The sequence below is a fragment of the Halioglobus maricola genome (assembly GCF_009388985.1).
Lineage (GTDB): Bacteria > Pseudomonadota > Gammaproteobacteria > Pseudomonadales > Halieaceae > Halioglobus > Halioglobus maricola.
Genome location: NZ_CP036422.1, coordinates 2,839,851 through 2,856,124 on the forward strand (window position 1 = coordinate 2,839,851; position 16,274 = coordinate 2,856,124).

Genomic DNA, 16,274 nt, shown 5'->3' on the forward strand with positions numbered 1-16,274 from the left:
CCTGCTCAGACAAACTACAGGACCACATCGCATGGCCAACCCCTACCCTGTTTTTCCCGTCGGCTCGGTGGGCTATAACCTGATGCTGCTGCGCGGCACCTGGCACGACCACATCGAACTCTATAATCTGGATGGCACACCACTGGACGACGATTCCGCCGCCGGCAGTGGCACACCCGGTCCCGGGCCCTTCGACAACCTCGTCTATATCGACTTCGACGGTGAGAATTTCTCCCTCACCAATGTCCATTTCCGCGGTCGTGATCCGGCGGCCAAAACGTTCACCGGCAAGCTTAAAGACAATCTGCTGGTGTTCGATCCCCTCGGACCCGGCGCCTATGAAAACGTCGGCGTCTCGGGCGGACCGGGTATTCTCACCTTCAACGCACGCCAATTGGGCCCTGCCAGCGATGTCTATATGGAACCCGACTTCATCGTGCTGACTGCGCCCGGCGAGCGGATACGTCACACCGTGCTATATCGCGACGGCGTCGCCCTACGAACACTGACTGCCAAGGGCACTCGCTTGAGCCCCACTTGCGACAGCCGACATGAACTCGACCCCAGGGGACCCGGCAACCATGTTCACGAAGCGCCCTTCCGTTCGCCGATCTGGTCTCATCTTGTCGATGACCACACGGATGCCCGAACCGATAACAATAATGTAGAGGAATGAGATCACGGCCTATTTGATTTTAGTCAAGCAGCCCCCGCAGGGGCTCAACCATAATGCTGCGATAGACGCCTAACTAGCAGCGGGAATTCCGGAGACCAGCATGAGCGAACGCATTCTCACACCGATTATTGACCTGGTGGAAGCATCACCCGATGTCGACAACCGTGAGACTTTTGAACACCTTTGGGCCATTCTCGCCGAGATGAACGAGAAAATTCAGGCCCGCTTCGAATTGCACCTGGATCCTTGCAGTGAACGCTTCGCAGACTACAGTAACATCTCGGGCAGCGCGGAAGGTGCCGAGGGATCGCTGAAAACCTACACAGGCCCGGAGGTCGACTGGTATGTGCACTCGTTCATAGGGTCACCGGAATCCAGCTTCACCAACATGCACATCACCCTCAGCCTTGGGCCGCAGTATGATGTGCCTAACTTCGGCTTTGCGCTGGGCACCGTACCCGACCTGTTCATGTACATGGACTACATCCCGCGCGTTGACCTGCTCGCCAATCCAGAGTACGTCGACAGATACTACACCGCTGTGAACGAGGAGTTCCTCGACCTCCAGGAGGACGCGCGGTTTAACCCCTTTATCAGCCGCGACCTGTGGACCCGTGTCGCCATGACGCCCACAGCTGTCGGCTACACCGCCGGCAAAGATCCCGCGATTCTGGAGAAGGTCAAGGGCATCTCACTGTCTCGCCTGGATCGGTGGCTGAAGTGGGTTGACGAGGCCGAGCCAACAGCCCCTGCCGACCGCCCAGCTATTGCAGCGCGCGACCAACTTATCCGCAAGACCACCTGTGAACGCGACCCTGCCAACAACCTGGGAGACCGGCTATTTGGCAAGGAAGCAGCGGAGGCCATGGTAGCCACACTGTGGGGCGGAGCCCGCACCCTGCCACGCCCGACAGGAGAGTGAACCAGGTCCCGATTTCTCAACTGGACAGGTCGTCAAAATTGACTTTTGGCAATCTTTTGCGGTAGTAGTGTGGCATTCTGGTTACAAAGGGCAGTCGCTTCAGGGAGCAACACCGTCAGGACCCACTCAAAAATAAGGCGTCCGACACTGCGATTGGTAATCCCCCCAGGATTTCGTGTGTATTTTTTTGAGGTGACAAGCAATGGAAATAAAAAAACTGATAGCGGCCGCCGCCGCTGCGCTGGCTCTAGCTGGTTGTAAGATTCAAATCGTCGTCCCCGAGGGCGGCAGAGTCGTCACTGAGTCGGGCTCAATGGTCTGCGAAGCGGGTGAAACCTGTGTCGTTGATGTTTCCGATTTCTTCTTTGACGAAACCTTCATACCCGAACCCGATGAAGGCATGATGTTTGCTGGTTGGGAAAAGCGCCATCGCGGCTTCTGTGGCAACAGCAAAGACCCCTGCCGTCTGCTGACCACGCAAGGCTTTGAGGGCGACCCCAACCTGACCGCGGTACTGGAAAGTGCCGAACAGGAATTCCACCTGAATCCCACCTGGGCTGTAGATGACGGCAGCGGCGACACCGTTGGCTGTGAATTCACCCAATCTACCCCCGGCGGCGAGTTCCCGGTATGTGCCATCACGGCGCTCGGCGATCAGGCCAGCTGCGACTCCGTTGCCGGCGCTTCGTTCGGAGACGCAGGCGTATTGACGGACGCCGACTGCACAGAAGGCGCGATAGGTTACTGTGAGACCAGCTTTGGTGATCTCTACTATCACGAGGGCGACCAGGAAACCATGGCCATGGGCTGCAACTTCCTCGGCACCTGGCACGAATTGTAAGCGTCATCTGCAATAACAAAAAACCGGGCACTGCCCGGTTTTTTTATATTTGATAATTGGCAAGGTTCGCAGTTCAAGTCCAAGCGAAGATACCACTCTCCAGAGAATCCAAGGAAACATCATGTCCGACAAACAACCGAGCAACTGGCAAAAAGCGATCGAAGGCGAGTGGCACGGCTGCCCCTCCCTGTTCGAAAGCGACGGCACCTGGGTGGGTACCAATAAGGTGAATCGTGCCAGCGAGTTCAAGGATGGCCGCACCACCTACTGGATGGAGACGCGCTTCGATGCCACAGGCCCATTGATGGACCGTTTTGAGATCGGCGCGCGAATGGAATTTGGCGTGGTGGATTCTGACCAGGACCGCATCTACACCGGACCGGACTTTATTGGCTCAGGCCGCCCATACGGCCTGCTGGTTGACTCCAACTATTACTCGCCGGGCTGGAACGTAAACCTGCGCACCGTCAACCATGTGGTGCCCGAACTCGGCATGCAGGTGTATTCCTCCCAGCTCTTCGAAGGAGACACTATTGTCGGTGTCTTCAATGGGCTGTACATCGTCACCCAGGACCACGAATCCAACCCGGCCACCCAGCAGCAAGTCAGCGACTGGCTGGAGAAGGAAAAGATGGACGGCAAGAAGCCGTTTAACTTGTCCGTAAAACACGAGGGTGTCTATCGCGGGGAGTTCGAGGTTTACGACGCCAATCAGCAACTGGTCGGCACCAACAAAGTCACGATCACCCACCGCCCCATCAATCTGCTGCACTCAGAGCAGACCATCGAACTGGAGGGTGTGGTCAATCATAAATGGACGGCCATGCGCACGCGCAATGGCAACACCCAGCAGTTTCACGGCCCCGACATGTTCGGCAACGGCAAGTCCTATGGCCGCTACCTGTACTCTATCCGCCATGTTTATGGAGAGCCGCTCAAGCTGTGGTCTCGCGAAACCGTGGTTGACGAAGACAACACGCTGGTCTGTGCCTGGCAATTGATCGAGTCGCAAAAAGAAAAGTACACACTGTTCGGCGTACTGCGCTTTGAGGCCGGTGAAAACGTACTTGCACCTACCTACGTAGACCGAGGATGACCGCCATTCAGCAGGGGCTGGCCAGCAGCCGTCGAACTCATTACCATGCTGGGGTCAAAACCGCCGTGGGATCACCCCTTTTGAGCATCGAGACAAACACGCCTCTTACCATTTATTCCGGCCTCAACCAGAAGGACGCTGGCCAGTTGGACGAGCTGGTGACCCACCGTCTGCTGGATTCAGGCGACTACTTGTTTCACCAACACACGCCGGCAAAATCTGTCTATATGCTGGAAGAAGGCATGCTGATGATGGAGCGATCATCCTCGACCGGCCGGCGTCAGGTCATGGCGTTCATGCAGCCGGGGAATTTCATCGGCATTCCACACAACCAACACTACGACTATACGGTGTCTTCGCTACAGCAGTCGAAAGTGAGGGAAATACCGCTCAAGCCCTTTGTGGCGCTGCAGGATAAATGCCCTCAGTTAATGGAAAACGTGCGTGGTATCGGCGGTAATATTCTCGCCCATACACTCGACCAGGTGTTCGCCCTGGGTCAGAAAAAAGCTCATGAACGTGTGTGCTTCCTGCTCAAGCAACTGTCAGATCGGGCACCAGTACCCAACTGCCGGACGGTAGATCTGGTGATGACCCGCCAGGATATCGCTGACTATCTCGGATTAACGATCGAAACTGTGAGCCGTGCATTCGGCAAGCTCAAGCGCGAAAAGCTGATTGATATCTACTCTGCGCACACTGTCGAAATTATCGACATGGACGCGGTTGCCGAACTCGCCCTGGCGGACTAGCCAAAGAATGCTGCTACGGCCTGCTTCATCTCTGCCGTGCAGGCTTGCACATCCTCATCCCCACTCACCCAATGCTGCCAACGCTCTGCGGCGGGATATTCAGCAAGCGGCTCTGCCCGACCGAACATGGGCGCGAGCATGAGCACGTACTCCATATTGGTAGCCAACACCATGTCACCTGCATGCACTGCGCGATCGGCAAAATCTGGCAGCATGTTCAACAAGCGATCCAATCGGGCCAGCTCCTTGTCCAGCGCTTCCAGCACTTCTTCTGCATTTTCAGTGCCGCCAGGCTGCACCACGCGCTGGAACATCGGAAACAATGCCAACGGGCCCAGATATGTATCAGCATACCGCGCCAGAAGTTGCATATGCGCTCGTGCGAGAGGCTCTGCCGGAATCAATTGGGTGCCGGACAGGGCATCCAGATACTCCATAATCACCCAGGAATCGGGTAACTGGCTGCCATCATCCAATTCCAAAACCGGAATTTTACCCAGCGGAAACTGCTCTATGAACTCGGGCGTTCCCGTGGGCGCAGGAGGGTCGAGAATCTCTACTGCCAGACCCTTTTTGCGAATCAACATGCGTACGCGAGTGGCATAGGGAGAGTGATTCATGTTGTACAGTTTCATCGTGCCGCCTTTCTTGGGTGGAATACAATATCGGTTCGCTAGAATGGAGCGGCCCGAAAACAAACACAAGCCCCGGGGAAAAAGATGAGCAATCCACAAGGCAAGATTCTCCGTGAGCGACTGCGCCAGCCCGAGCTGCTAAAGGTGCCGGGAGTTTACGATGGCTTGTCCTCGTTGCTGGTGGAGCAGGCCGGGTTCGAGGCGGCCTTCCTCTCCGGAGCCTGCCTGTCCTTCGCCCGTTTCGGCAGGCCCGACATGGGCCTGGTGACCGCATCAGAAGTCGCAGAAACCGTGGCAATCCTCCGCGATCGCGTGGCTCTTCCTCTGATCATCGATATCGACACTGGCTTTGGCAACGCTCTCAACGTGCAGCGCACAGTGCGCGATCTGGAACGCGCCGGCGCCAGCGCACTCCAGTTGGAAGACCAGGTAGCGCCAAAACGCTGCGGTCACATGGTCGGTAAGAACGTGATTCCAACCGAGGAAATGGTCGGCAAGATCAAAGCCGCGCTCGACGCGCGTGAGTCCGCAGATACCCTGCTGTTTGCCCGCACCGACGCACTCGGCGTGAATGGTTTCGAAGACGCGCTGGAGCGCGCCGAGCGCTATCTGGAAGCCGGCGCCGATGCACTGTTCATCGAGGCGCCGCAAACGACGGACCAGATGCGTGAGATCGGCGCGCAATTCGGCAAGCGCGCAGCTCTTATCCACAACCTGGTTGAGGGAGGTAATACGCCAGTGGAGCAAGCCGACGAACTGGCATCGCTGGGGTATCGCATAGCCCTTTATCCAGCGGCCCTCTTGCACGGATTCACCCCGCTTGCTCAGGATCTTCTCGCTCACATCAGCGAGAAAGGTGACACCATGGCCAGACGCAAAGAGATGCTCCAACTCGACGACATGAACCGTATTCTCGGAGCTGGCGAACTTCTGGAAACTGGCGATAGCTACGGAGAATAAGGCGATGAGGCAATTAGTGACTCTGCTGGGCAAACTATTTCTGTTAGTGATGCTGGCGCTGGCTCTCGGAATCGCCTGGCTGGCCTGGAGCAATCGCGACCTGCCGGTGGCGGTCCTGGAAGCACGTTACGGCGGTGACGGACTGCAGCAAGTCAAGATCGATGGCGTCGAGCTGCGCTACAAGCTCGAAGGACAGGGCCCGCCCGTGGTGCTACTGCACTCTCACTTTTATACCATGCGCATGTGGCAGCCCTGGGTGGACGCACTCAGCGAAGAATTCACTGTTGTTCGCTACGACCTCACCAGCCACGGCCTCACAGGCCCGGATCCCAGTGAAGACTACTCCCGCGAGCGCGGTACCGATCTATTGGATGGCCTGCTCAAACACCTGAATATAGAGCGTACTGCTCTCGCGGGTTCGAGCACAGGCGGTGCCCTCGCCTGGTACTACGCTGCCCGCTTCCCGAACAAAGTGAATGCGCTGGTACTTGTGAATGCCCCGGGCATGCCACGCGTCACCAACAAGTATATGGAAAAAGAATTGCCTGGGTGGTTCGGCCACCTGCTGTACCTGCTGCCGGAATCACTGTTTCGTCCCTTCCTCGAAGCCCCGGTTGTCGACAAGTCACTCATCACCGATGAATTGCTACACGAGTTTCACAGCATGTATCGCAGGGAAGGCAACCGCATGGCCGAGTACCATCGTTTACTGGCCTGGGAACGAGGTGACATCCGCCCTACCCTTGCCCGCATTACGGCCCCCACACTCGTCATGTGGGGCGAGGACAATCCTCAACTGCCTGTCGAACACGTCGCCCAATACGCCGATGCCCTGACCGGGGCCGCGTCAGTAAACACAGTGATTTATCCAGATATCGGCCACGTGATTCCGTTAGAAATCCCGACCGAGTCGGCGCGCGATACCCGCACGTTCCTGCGGGAGGCACTGCAATGAACGTACTTACCGCTCGGCTTATGTCTCCGCTTTTAGCCCTGTTTCTGACAACATTGTTGGCCGCCTGTGGTGAAGATCCCGTGCTACCCCCTGCCAAGCCCCTCTCAGCACCGGCAGCTGCTATAGACGCGCTGTATGGCGCCCAGCCCGGTGAACACGAGGTACGTATTGCACGTGATCTGGTGCTGCCGGAGACAGCGCTGCGTCGTGAGCTGACATTTAACCTCGTTTATCCCGCACACGGTGGCGACTATCCTTTGCTGGTCTTCTCCCACGGCAACTTCTCCAGCAAAGACAGTTACGATCGGGTCATTGAACACCTTGTGAGCCATGGCTACGCAGTTATTGCGCCCAACCATCTCGACTGCTGTTCAATGGTGGGCGGCATCGTGGCGAGCCTGCGCCTGGGCCAGTACGGGCAGATTGAAGCGCGCCAGCAGGATGTCATTGCCTTGCTGGACGCCTTGACCGAGATTGACTCTTTGGCACCGGCATTTGCCGGCAAGTATGACATCGACAAACTGGCCATGGCCGGCCACTCCTTTGGCGCCTTCAGTGCGCAACAATTCGGCGGCGCGGCGGCATATAACCCCGATCAGGAAGCCTATATCGATGCTTTCGATGCTCGGGTGAAGGCCATTTTTGCCCTGTCTCCGCCGGGCCCTATGTTCGATACCATCACCGCAGACAGCTGGACCCAACTGCGGCTCCCCACACTGGTGACCACCGGCACATGGGACGTGCAGAAAGGCTTCTGGACGGACTACCGAATGCACTTGATGTCGCATGATCGGTCGCCGGCTGGCGACAAATACGCGCTCGTGATCGACGGTGCAGACCACTATCTGGGAAATTTGATATGCCGACCTGAACGCGAGGCGGAGCCGCAGCATGACGCTCTCCGGATGGTCAACGCGATGGGCGTGGCATTCCTCGATGCCTATCTGAAGAATCTGCCGTTAGCATGGGCCGCATTGCAGAAAGACCGGATGGCCGAGGTAAGCGACGGCTTCGCTCGGCTAGACCGACGCTGATCTGGCCATGTCCAACTTGCGTACAGATTCCATGCGGTGGATATACATAACAGGGCTGGGCGGTTGCATAGCGATCATGGGGCTTATTCTGGCTCTGGCGCCCTTCAGCACGCCGGACATGTTTGTGCCGGATCAGGGCGTTCACTGGTATTACTGGAAGCTGCAACACCCTGATTTCTGGTCGCGTTTCTCAGCCTGGAGCCTGTACGCCCTGCACCAGCTGGGCCTATGGAGCGTGATTGCCTGGGCCCAGGCGAAACGACCTGGCTATACCGCTGCTCTCCATCCTGTAAACATCGCCGCCCTGACACTTAATCTGGTTTTCGTACTACTGCACATCGGCCAGACGAAGTTCTTTTACGACGGCCTCGCCCAGGACACCCATGTGATGTCCTCGCAATTCTCAGTCATCTTTATGCTGGTCTTTATCCTGCTGATGGAAAACAGCCGGCGAGGGCTGTTCTTTGGACTAAAACTGAACTTTCTTAACGGGCCGGGAGGGTTCCTGCGAAAGTACCACGGCTATTACTTCTCCTGGGCAATCGTCTACACCTTCTGGTTCCATCCCATCGAGGACACCCTCGGCCATCTGCTGGGCACGTTCTACACGCTGATGCTCCTGATGCAGGGCAGCCTGTTTTTCACCCGCGCACATCGCAATCGCTACTGGACCTTACTGCTCGAGGCCTTTGTCGTCTTGCATGGCGCGATGGTGGCCTACCTGTCGATCCAGGGCGAAATGTGGCCGATGTTCCTGTTCGGGTTTTTGGCGATCTTCGTCATCACCCAGATACATGGTATCGGGCTCGGCAATCGCACCCGGTGGCTACTCGCTATCGGCTACATCGCCGCTGTAGTGGCACACTATTGGGGGAAGGGATCTGAATGGATAGAGGTGTTGCGTATCCCTGGCGCGGAATACGCACTCGTCTTCATCTGCGCGGGCGTAATCTGGCTGCTACTCATGCTGGCTCGCCGGCTCAAACCACCGCGCCCGGATACTAGCCCTCGCTGATACTGACTAAATTGTCCGGGCCAGAAGGCGCGTTGGTAGCGGGCACCAATGGCACCGTTTCCAATGCCCAGCGCAACTCGGGATTGCGCCGCCTGGCGGGCGAAGGAATAGTGAAAATCTTTTCGCCTTCGTAGGGCTGCATCGCCTTGTGATCGATTTTCCAACCCTTTTCTTCGACATGCACCTTGCGCACCTTGCGCCAGGCGCCCATGAACTTGTCCTGCTCCACTGAGACTTCGCTCTCTAGTGACTCCGGAAGATAATGCGGCGACAGTGCTTCGACAATATCGGCGTCTTCCTGAAATACCTTTAAGGTACGCTTGACCGAACCGCCATCGAACATGCCCCATTTGAAGAAATTGCGAACCTGCACCACGAACGACCGTGTCGTGTGCTCATCTATCGGCGTATTGCAGTCAAAAATGATCATCGACATCCAGGAATTCACCTGGATGTGTAAGCGCACTGTGTGTCCTGGCAGGTAGAAAGACGGGTGTACGTGGGTCTCTGCTTTGTCCTTGCGGAAGAATTTATTCAGGCCCATCCCCCCTTCCAGTGGAGGAGGATAGAGTACGCAGGACGATGTACCGGAGTACTCAGTACGCTCCATTTTGGTGATGTGATTTTTATCGGCCATCTCCCGGTAGCCGAATCCTGGATGCACAAAAGACGTGTGGGCAATGTCGATACCATTTTCTACGACCCGATTCACCTCGGCATTCCAGCTGAACTCGGTATAAATGGGCCGCCAATTGGCGCGGTCTTCATACTCCGGAAATGGGGGAATGGGATAGCGATCCGCTTCATCCAGGTCGCCCATAAACACCCAGATCATGCCGTAGCGTTCCTCGGTAGGATAGGCATCGATACGGGCGCGTTCAGGCACGTCGCCCCCTTCGCCACGGGAAGGGATAAACTGAACTTTACCCTCAGGATCGAACTCCCACCCGTGATAGGGGCAGGCAACGCAATCGCGCTCGGTAGTCCAACCCCCGGAAAGGGCGCCGCCGCGGTGAATACACACATCACTCAGGCAGTGAGCTTTACCCTGGCTATCGCGAAAGAGAACAAAATTCTGACCCAGCAATTTTGCTCTCACCGGCTTATCCTTCACCTTGTCGGACCATTCGGCCACGTACCACAGATTTACCAGCATCGGTTATTCCCCTCTTTATTATAAACCCTACGTGTTCGCGTCACCATTGGATCACTGTACGCAGCTATATTCATTGAAGCAGCAATTTTTTTCCCCGCAAGTGAACCGATACTCGTCGACAACCCGTATCTCTGGCAAACCAACACGGAGATGCTCCAATGAAAACACTTCTGGCCCTACTGACAGCAACTATCGGACTCACCTGCGCCCAGCTGTCTACCGCCGCTACTGACACCGCTGCAGCTGAGGGTGCAGAAACCGCTACCGTCATCGTGTACCGCAACGATGACAGCGTCCGCAGCCGTGGCATCAAATTTGATGTTCGCGCAGAACAGCGCAATCAGGGACGGATCGCCGCGGGCGAAGCCATCGTGATCAAACGCGAGGCTGGTACCTTCGTGCTCTCCTCCAGCTTGCAAGGCTCCCCCTCCCTTGAACTCAACCTCAAGCCAGGCCAGGTGCACTATGTCGAATACGATCTCACTGTGCGCAACAATCGCACGGATCTCGAACTGAACGAAGTTGGCGAGCAGGTAGCTAAAGTACGCAACAACGAAATCGCTGAACTGACTATTTAACCCGGGTCCTATATCCCCTCTTAGCCGCCCCCCCTGGGCGGCTTTTTTTCAGGTAAAATCGCCGCTCTTGGACCTTGAGAGCACATATGCCCGCAGTACCCAACAAACTTGATCGCCGCATCTCGATAGCGCCGATGCTCGACTGGAGCGATCGTCACTGCCGCTACTTCTGGCGCCTGATGAGCCGTCAGGCTTTGCTCTATACCGAGATGGTCACTACCGGCGCTCTGATCCATGGTGAACGCGATCGATTTCTGGATTTCGACACCGCAGAGCACCCTGTCGCACTGCAGCTCGGAGGTTCCAATCCGGCAGACCTCGCACAATGTGCAAAATGGGCCGAGGAATGGGGCTACGACGAGGTCAACCTGAACTGCGGCTGCCCCTCCGACAGGGTGCAGTCAGGCATGTTCGGCGCCTGCCTCATGGCCCAGCCGCAGCTGGTAGCCGATGGTGTCAAGGCCATGCTTGACGCCTGCGACCTCCCGGTCACGGTAAAACACCGGATTGGCATTGACGACATGGAATCGTATCAAGAGCTGCTGGACTTTGTTGGCCCCATCGCAGACGCCGGCTGCGAAGTGTTTATCGTGCACGCCCGCAAAGCCTGGTTACAGGGCCTGTCGCCCAAGGAAAACCGCGAAATCCCGCCGCTCAACTACCCCTGGGTGTATCAGCTGAAACAAGACCTGCCGCAGTTGGACATTGTCATTAATGGCGGCATCAAAAGCCTGACTGAGTGCGCTGAGCACCTGCAGCATGTCGACGGGGTAATGATCGGCCGCGAGGCCTACCAGAACCCCTGGATGCTGGCGGAAGTGGACGCCGCCCTATACGGGATGGACAAACCGGCCCAATCCCGCGATGATGTCGTCGCTGGTTTGCTGTCCTACGTGGCTGATCAGCTCGAAGGCGGCGCCCATCTGAATCACATCACCCGGCACATTCTCGGCCTCTACCAGGGGGTACCGGGAGCGAGGAAGTTCAGGCGTCATCTCAGTGAAAACGCTTACAAACCACAAGCGGGACTTGAGGTACTAACCGAGGCACACAGACTGGTACAGGCGGCGGAAGCTTACGCCGCCACCCGAAACCGGCAGCCAACTGCAATCGAGTTCAGCACAGACCGATAGGAACTCATCGATGACCAGTAAACTGGACCAACTAAAGGCCATGACCGACGTCGTGGCTGACACCGGCGATATCGAAGCTATCAAGCGCTTCGCGCCGCTTGACGCTACCACCAATCCGTCCCTGCTTCTCAAAGCAGCTGCCCTGCCCCATTACGCGGATCTGCTCGACCAGGCCAAGGCATGGGCGACGAGCCAGGGAGGCTCTAACAGTGAACAGCTCAGCAATTGCTGCGACCGTTTCGCCGTAGACGTGGGCAAGGAAATCCTCGCGATCATTCCAGGCCGCATCTCCACCGAAGTGGATGCACGACTCTCCTTTGACGCCGAAGCGACCAAAAACAAAGCCCGCAAACTGATCGGCATGTACGAAGAGGCCGGCATCGGCCGCGAGCGCATCCTGATCAAAGCTGCCTCTACCTGGGAAGGGATTCGCGCTGCAGCGGAACTTGAGAAGGAAGGCATCAACTGCAACCTCACTCTGCTGTTCGGCTTCGGCCAGGCCGTCGCTTGTGCCGATGCTGGCGTCTTTCTGATTTCACCCTTTGTGGGGCGCATTCTGGATTGGTACAAAGCGAACACCGATGTCGTCATCGAGAAACCACAAGACGATCCCGGCGTGCAGTCGGTGAGCCGCATCTACGACTACTACAAGCAGCATGGTTACGATACCGTGGTAATGGGCGCCAGTTTCCGCAACACCGGCGAAATTGAAGCACTGGCCGGCTGTGACCGCCTCACTATCAGCCCCGCGCTACTGGAAGAGCTGGCTGCTGACAACGGCGAACTGCCTCGCCAGCTGTCCGCCGACGGCGCCAGCTCCGATGTCGCCAAACACAGCCCCTCTGAAGCCGGCTTCCGTTTCGACTTGAACGCCGATGCCATGGCCACAGAAAAACTCGCCGACGGTATCCGCAACTTCGTTGCAGATCAGATCAAGCTCGAGCAGCTGATCGCCGCGCGGTAGCCTCTGAGTGGAAAAGAGCTGCTTCGGGCGCGAGGAAACCCCGAACCGCCATCGAAGCAGCGATTAGACCGAAAATATCTAGCGTATGGCCGAGATACCTACAGCCTCACGAACCTTTGCAATAAGCGCCGAAGAATGCTCTCTCGCACGCTCGGCGCCCTTGAGCAGAGTCTCCTCAATGTACCCAGGATCATCCATCAACTGGGTATAACGCTCCCGAGCCTCCCCAATTTCAGCATTAACCAACTCAAACAGCTGTTTCTTCGCCTCTCCCCAGGCAATACCCTTCTCAAACTCACCACGCATGCGCGCAGTCTCGGCCTCATCCGCAAAGGCCGACCAGACCTGGAACACTGTTGAGTCATCCGGATCTTTCGGTTCACCCGGCTCAAGCAGATTGGTCTTGATCTTGTTGATGTGCTTTTTCAACTGCTTTTCAGTGAGGAACAGCGGAATCGTATTGCTATAGCTCTTGGACATCTTGCGTCCATCAAGACCCTGAAGCACAGCCACGCTGTCATCGACCACGGCCTCGGGCAGGGTAAATACATCAGCAAAGTTATGATTAAACCGGCCCGCAATATCGCGCGCCATTTCTACATGCTGGATCTGGTCCTTGCCCACGGGAATATGGTGCGCATTGAACATCAGAATGTCCGCTGCCATCAGCACCGGATAACTGAACAAGCCCATGGTCACCGCGAAATCAGGGTCTTCCCCCGCTTCTTCGTTGGCCTGGACTGCCGCTTTATAGGCATGGGCGCGGTTCATCAGCCCCTTGGCGGCGTTGCAGTTAAGGACCCAGGTAAGCTCGGGAATCTCGGGGATATCCGACTGGCGATAGAACACTGCCTTGTCGGTATCCAGACCTAGCGCGAGCCAGGTAGCGGCGATTTCCTTGGTCGACTGGCGCACAAGGGCCGGGTCCTGGCACTTGATAAGGGCGTGATAGTCGGCCAGAAAGAAGAACGACTCCATGGACGCGTCCCGGGATGCCTCGATGGCCGGACGAATGGCGCCGACATAGTTACCCAGGTGGGGGGTACCGGTCGTAGTGATGCCAGTGAGAACCCGCTGTTTGGCCATGGAGAATGCCCCTTGAGAAAAAGGCGCAATGATACCGACTGTGGCTGCGGCTGGCTATCCTGCCGTGGCTGCGAGGGACTGGAAAATACGTCGGTAGCGCGGCTGCAATGCATGCTGTTGATAGGCATCCAGATCACAGGCCCGCACGGCCCCGGAGCGCATCTCCGCCGCCAACTGCAGGGTCAGGGCGATGGCGTCTTCGATCGAACCGTAGCAAAGTTCGGCCGGATAAATCTCCGGATAGGCCAAGCTGTTCGGCACCACCGGGACACATCCCGCCGCCGCTGCCTCCATCACCGCAAGGCCCTGAAACTCATGTTGTGCCGTCGACAACACGATATCGGCGTTGCGCTGCAGAGTATGAAACTCAGCTAGCGACTCGACATAACCAAAACTCACCAAACGGTGGGCAAAATCCACCGCTATCTGCTCGAACACCGCGGGTGAATTGCGGAACTGCTGGCCGGTTAGCGCCAGCTCATAATCCAGTTCTGCCACCTCGAGTCCAGCCAGTATTGCCGCCAGCTCCTCGCCACCCTTGTCGTGCTCAAAGCGCGCGCTCCACAGCAACCGTAAAGGCCGCTGGGGATAAACGCCCTCACGCCCCGGCCACTCCCCTGGTTCAATAATTTCCGGCCCGGCCAGCAGCGGCACTGGCAACACTTCGGCGCGCGTTGCCAACTGACCTGGGATACCACTGGGCACATGATCTGGCATGCGACTGAGCAAGGTATCGACACCTGCCAGAAACGTGTCCCGGTTGTAGCCAGAGTTAAACAACAGGCAGTCTGCCGCAAGCGCAGCGTAAAGGCTGACCATCTGTGCTTCCAACAAATTGTGCTGCTGCCGATCCTGCGGATACTCAAACTGGTTTTCGTGAAAATAGAGCACCGTAGGAATGCGGGTAAGCGCGGGCACCAGACCACGGAGAGTCGCTAGATCAACCATGGACGTTGCTACCAGTAAATCGTAACCCTGCTCCAGGGTGGCGCGCTCAGTCTGGGACCAGGTGAGCGGGTTTCCACGCATCCTCCAACTGAAGTAGCGAGGCGGTAGTTCCAGTTCGGTCCAGGCCCAGTCGGTAAACATCTGCTTCAGCCCACGCTGCCAGTAACGATGGCTTTGGGCGGCATAGGCCGAAAGCAGTAAGACTCGCATCTAACTTGCGGCCAAAGGCCCCGCAAAGTTGTAGTAGCGGCGCAGCACGCGCGAAAGATTGTAGGCATCCTGGGTACCGGCGAGCTCCCGAATGGAATGCATACCGAAGGTGGGTACACCAATATCAAGCGTGCGGACGCCTACTTCGCCGGCAGTGATCGGACCGATCGTACTGCCGCAGGCCATATCTGTCCGCACCACGAATGACTGCACGGGCACGCCCTCTGCCGCCGCGAGCATTCGGTACATACCGGTCGTCTCACTATTGGAAGCGTAGCGCTGATTGCTGTTGATCTTGATTACCGGGCCCGCATTGAGCAGCGGCCCGTGATTCTCGTCATGACGATCGGCGTAGTTGGGATGAATACCGTGAGCATTATCTGCGGAAATCATCATTGAACGCTCGGTAAGCGCGCTGTAACCCGCCAAATCGCCGGCAATGCGTTTCAACACACTCCCCAGCATCGGCCCCTGGGCACCGGCAGCGGACAGGCTACCCACCTCCTCGTGATCGTTACACACCAACAGCACCGTTGCCTTGCCGTCCCACTGAAGCAGCGCCTGCAGTCCGGTATAGCAGCTCAACAGGTTGTCGAGCCGCGCGGACGCCAGAAAATCTCCCTGAAGACCGATAACAGCGGCCGCCTGGGTATCGTAAAAACAAAGCTCATAGTCCAATACCTTGTCCACGGCGCAATCCGGGTGCTCCTCCAGCAGCTGCGCGCGCAGAATGTCGCGGAAATCGGCTTTCTCACCCTCTCCCAGTTGGCACAACAGAGGGGGAATGTCTTTCTGCGGATTCACGCTGCGGCTCTTGTTCGCCTCACGATCCAGATGAATAGCCAGACTGGGCACGGTAGCGATGGCCCGGCGAAAATCGATCAGTGCGGTGCGCAAGGCGCCACCGGCACACTGGAACGACACACGTCCCGCCAGCGACAGGTCCCTGTCAAACCAGGGATTCAGAAGCGCCCCGCCGTAAACCTCCACACCGAGCTGGAAGTAGCCGTGAGACTGCCGCTCAGGCGCCGGCTTAACCATCAGGCAGGGACTGTCAGTGTGAGCGCCAACCATGCGTACCCCTTCTACGGGGCCAGCATCGGTCCCGATGCCGAAGGCGATAATGGAGCTGCCATTGCGAATTACGTAGTAGCGACCACCGGCTTTGAGCGACCAGTCAGCGTCTTCAGCCAGTGGGCTGTAACCCGCTGCCTGCAAGCGCCTGGCCATCTCAGCGACGGCGTGAAACGGTGTGGTGGCCACTGTCAGAAACTGGCAGAGATCGTCATTAAACTGTTGCGCGTTTTCCATCA

At 57.3% G+C, this 16,274-nt stretch carries 17 protein-coding genes; 12 read left to right on the top strand and 5 right to left on the bottom strand.

The genetic code is table 11. The annotated features are described in order from the left end of the window. Positions 1-31: 31 nt before the first annotated feature. The 5 genes from EY643_RS12945 to EY643_RS12965 all read left to right on the top strand — a co-directional run bounded on the left by EY643_RS12945 (position 32) and on the right by EY643_RS12965 (position 4,287). The gene (locus EY643_RS12945) at positions 32-676 is read left to right on the top strand and encodes a hypothetical protein (protein WP_240732702.1); all 645 of its coding nucleotides are present in this window, start codon (positions 32-34) and stop codon (positions 674-676) included. A 100-nt stretch (positions 677-776) separates the two neighbouring features. Then, a complete protein-coding gene (locus tag EY643_RS12950) occupies positions 777-1,598 on the top strand; it encodes a red chlorophyll catabolite reductase (RefSeq protein ID WP_153239631.1) in 822 nt (273 codons plus the stop codon). 202 nt (positions 1,599-1,800) lie between these two features. Continuing rightward, complete coding sequence (locus tag EY643_RS12955) at positions 1,801-2,439, top strand: hypothetical protein (RefSeq protein ID WP_153239632.1); 639 nt, start codon at positions 1,801-1,803, stop codon at positions 2,437-2,439. Between the two features lie 121 nt (positions 2,440-2,560). Continuing rightward, a complete protein-coding gene (locus EY643_RS12960) occupies positions 2,561-3,535 on the top strand; it encodes a hypothetical protein (RefSeq protein WP_153239633.1) in 975 nt (324 codons plus the stop codon). A gap of 80 nt (positions 3,536-3,615) precedes the next feature. Further along, the gene (locus EY643_RS12965) at positions 3,616-4,287 is read left to right on the top strand and encodes a Crp/Fnr family transcriptional regulator (RefSeq protein ID WP_170287392.1); all 672 of its coding nucleotides are present in this window, start codon (positions 3,616-3,618) and stop codon (positions 4,285-4,287) included. On the opposite strand, the gene EY643_RS12970 is transcribed toward EY643_RS12965, so the two are convergent. Beyond that, positions 4,284-4,922 (bottom strand): glutathione S-transferase family protein, encoded by a 639-nt coding sequence (locus EY643_RS12970; protein ID WP_153239635.1) that lies wholly within the window; start codon positions 4,920-4,922, stop codon positions 4,284-4,286. The genes EY643_RS12965 and EY643_RS12970 overlap by 4 nt on opposite strands. 84 nt (positions 4,923-5,006) lie before the next feature. Here EY643_RS12970 and EY643_RS12975 point away from each other — a divergent pair, with 84 nt between their 5' ends. The 4 genes from EY643_RS12975 to EY643_RS12990 are packed head-to-tail and all read left to right on the top strand — an operon-like array spanning position 5,007 to position 8,886. After that, positions 5,007-5,882: an isocitrate lyase/PEP mutase family protein gene (locus EY643_RS12975; protein WP_153239636.1), complete on the top strand. Its 876-nt coding sequence runs from the start codon at positions 5,007-5,009 to the stop codon at positions 5,880-5,882. 4 nt (positions 5,883-5,886) lie between these two features. Continuing rightward, complete coding sequence (locus tag EY643_RS12980) at positions 5,887-6,837, top strand: alpha/beta fold hydrolase (RefSeq protein WP_153239637.1); 951 nt, start codon at positions 5,887-5,889, stop codon at positions 6,835-6,837. After that, positions 6,834-7,871, top strand: coding sequence for an alpha/beta hydrolase family protein (locus tag EY643_RS12985; RefSeq protein ID WP_153239638.1), 1,038 nt, complete (start codon positions 6,834-6,836; stop codon positions 7,869-7,871). The genes EY643_RS12980 and EY643_RS12985 overlap by 4 nt, the downstream gene beginning before the upstream one ends. A 7-nt stretch (positions 7,872-7,878) precedes the next feature. Then, positions 7,879-8,886, top strand: coding sequence for a hypothetical protein (locus tag EY643_RS12990; protein WP_153239639.1), 1,008 nt, complete (start codon positions 7,879-7,881; stop codon positions 8,884-8,886). On the opposite strand, the gene EY643_RS12995 is transcribed toward EY643_RS12990, so the two are convergent. Beyond that, complete coding sequence (locus EY643_RS12995) at positions 8,873-10,042, bottom strand: aromatic ring-hydroxylating dioxygenase subunit alpha (RefSeq protein WP_153239640.1); 1,170 nt, start codon at positions 10,040-10,042, stop codon at positions 8,873-8,875. The genes EY643_RS12990 and EY643_RS12995 overlap by 14 nt on opposite strands. 158 nt (positions 10,043-10,200) lie before the next feature. Between EY643_RS12995 and EY643_RS13000 the strand changes: the two genes are divergently transcribed. The 3 genes from EY643_RS13000 to tal all read left to right on the top strand — a co-directional run bounded on the left by EY643_RS13000 (position 10,201) and on the right by tal (position 12,717). Then, entirely contained in the window at positions 10,201-10,620 is a 420-nt protein-coding gene (locus EY643_RS13000) for a hypothetical protein (protein WP_153239641.1), read from the top strand. Positions 10,621-10,706: 86 nt separating this feature from the next. Further along, positions 10,707-11,753, top strand: coding sequence for a tRNA dihydrouridine(20/20a) synthase DusA (gene dusA, locus EY643_RS13005; RefSeq protein ID WP_153239642.1), 1,047 nt, complete (start codon positions 10,707-10,709; stop codon positions 11,751-11,753). Between the two features lie 10 nt (positions 11,754-11,763). After that, the gene (gene tal / locus EY643_RS13010) at positions 11,764-12,717 is read left to right on the top strand and encodes a transaldolase (protein ID WP_153239643.1); all 954 of its coding nucleotides are present in this window, start codon (positions 11,764-11,766) and stop codon (positions 12,715-12,717) included. 78 nt (positions 12,718-12,795) lie between these two features. On the opposite strand, the gene EY643_RS13015 is transcribed toward tal, so the two are convergent. From EY643_RS13015 to EY643_RS13025, 3 genes are read right to left on the bottom strand one after another with little or no spacing between them, the layout of a single operon-like run. Beyond that, a complete protein-coding gene (locus EY643_RS13015; RefSeq protein WP_153239644.1) occupies positions 12,796-13,803 on the bottom strand; it encodes a tryptophan--tRNA ligase in 1,008 nt (335 codons plus the stop codon). Between the two features lie 54 nt (positions 13,804-13,857). Further along, entirely contained in the window at positions 13,858-14,961 is a 1,104-nt protein-coding gene (locus tag EY643_RS13020) for a tRNA-queuosine alpha-mannosyltransferase domain-containing protein (protein ID WP_153239645.1), read from the bottom strand. After that, positions 14,962-16,272 (bottom strand): M18 family aminopeptidase, encoded by a 1,311-nt coding sequence (locus tag EY643_RS13025; RefSeq protein ID WP_153239646.1) that lies wholly within the window; start codon positions 16,270-16,272, stop codon positions 14,962-14,964. It abuts the gene before it with no gap. Between the last annotated feature and the right edge of the window lie 2 nt (positions 16,273-16,274).

Coding starts and splice junctions, on each gene's coding strand:
- EY643_RS12945 (WP_240732702.1), top strand. CDS start 32: ATGGCCAACCCCTACCCTGTTTTTCCCGTCGGCTCGGTGGGCTATAAC.
- EY643_RS12950 (WP_153239631.1), top strand. CDS start 777: ATGAGCGAACGCATTCTCACACCGATTATTGACCTGGTGGAAGCATCA.
- EY643_RS12955 (WP_153239632.1), top strand. CDS start 1,801: ATGGAAATAAAAAAACTGATAGCGGCCGCCGCCGCTGCGCTGGCTCTA.
- EY643_RS12960 (WP_153239633.1), top strand. CDS start 2,561: ATGTCCGACAAACAACCGAGCAACTGGCAAAAAGCGATCGAAGGCGAG.
- EY643_RS12970 (WP_153239635.1), bottom strand. CDS start 4,922: ATGAAACTGTACAACATGAATCACTCTCCCTATGCCACTCGCGTACGC.
- EY643_RS12975 (WP_153239636.1), top strand. CDS start 5,007: ATGAGCAATCCACAAGGCAAGATTCTCCGTGAGCGACTGCGCCAGCCC.
- EY643_RS12980 (WP_153239637.1), top strand. CDS start 5,887: ATGAGGCAATTAGTGACTCTGCTGGGCAAACTATTTCTGTTAGTGATG.
- EY643_RS12985 (WP_153239638.1), top strand. CDS start 6,834: ATGAACGTACTTACCGCTCGGCTTATGTCTCCGCTTTTAGCCCTGTTT.
- EY643_RS12990 (WP_153239639.1), top strand. CDS start 7,879: ATGTCCAACTTGCGTACAGATTCCATGCGGTGGATATACATAACAGGG.
- EY643_RS12995 (WP_153239640.1), bottom strand. CDS start 10,042: ATGCTGGTAAATCTGTGGTACGTGGCCGAATGGTCCGACAAGGTGAAG.
- EY643_RS13000 (WP_153239641.1), top strand. CDS start 10,201: ATGAAAACACTTCTGGCCCTACTGACAGCAACTATCGGACTCACCTGC.
- dusA (WP_153239642.1), top strand. CDS start 10,707: ATGCCCGCAGTACCCAACAAACTTGATCGCCGCATCTCGATAGCGCCG.
- tal (WP_153239643.1), top strand. CDS start 11,764: ATGACCAGTAAACTGGACCAACTAAAGGCCATGACCGACGTCGTGGCT.
- EY643_RS13015 (WP_153239644.1), bottom strand. CDS start 13,803: ATGGCCAAACAGCGGGTTCTCACTGGCATCACTACGACCGGTACCCCC.
- EY643_RS13020 (WP_153239645.1), bottom strand. CDS start 14,961: ATGCGAGTCTTACTGCTTTCGGCCTATGCCGCCCAAAGCCATCGTTAC.
- EY643_RS13025 (WP_153239646.1), bottom strand. CDS start 16,272: ATGGAAAACGCGCAACAGTTTAATGACGATCTCTGCCAGTTTCTGACA.